The organism is Vibrio sp. 1288 (assembly GCF_033344475.1).
Genome location: NZ_JAWPOX010000536.1, coordinates 1 through 692, shown reverse-complemented (window position 1 = coordinate 692; position 692 = coordinate 1). Strand labels below are relative to the sequence as shown.

General features: G+C 50.6%; 1 pseudogene. It reads right to left on the bottom strand.

The annotated features are described in order from the left end of the window. Window positions 1-626 (bottom strand): annotated as a pseudogene (gene trmE, locus R8O11_RS27880) (tRNA uridine-5-carboxymethylaminomethyl(34) synthesis GTPase MnmE); the annotation flags it as partial. Between the last annotated feature and the right edge of the window lie 66 nt (window positions 627-692).

The window sequence follows — 692 nt, the reverse complement described above, 5'->3', positions numbered from 1 at the left end:
CCTTGGTTCGCTTCTTTGCGTACCGCATCGAGGTTATCGATGATCGCTTGCAGATCTCCTGCAACTTTACCATCGGCAAGAAAATCGATTTCTTCTTCAGGGAAGTCGATGGCCGCTTCCACATAGATGCGAAGATGAATCAGTGATTCCACCAGCGTTTGAATACGCTGCGAGAACTGGCCTTGTAGCGATTGTAGCGCCGATTTCGCTGCTTCTTCAGAGCTAGCATCAATCAGGTCGGCAATCGCTTCTGCCTGAGTCAAGTCCATCTTGTCGTTCAAGAACGCACGTTCCGAGAACTCACCAGGACGGGCTGCTCGTACGCCAGCTATGCCCAGAATACGTTTAATCAGCATATCCATGACCACAGGGCCACCGTGACCTTGAAGTTCTAATACGTCTTCGCCCGTGAACGAGTGCGGGTTAGGGAAGTACAGTGCAATGCCTTGGTCGAGCACCGTGCCATCTTCGGCTTGAAACGGCAGGTATTCAGCGTAACGCGGTTTTAGAGTTTTCCCTGTGACTTCCAATGCCACTTGGTTGGCCTTAGGGCCTGAAACACGAATAATGCCGACACCACCACGACCTGGTGCAGTAGCTTGAGCGACAATCGTATCTGTAGTCATAATTTTGCCTTTTGAGCTGGGCTCGGTGGAGCCATCACTATTAATTAGCTGAATTGTAATCAGCCA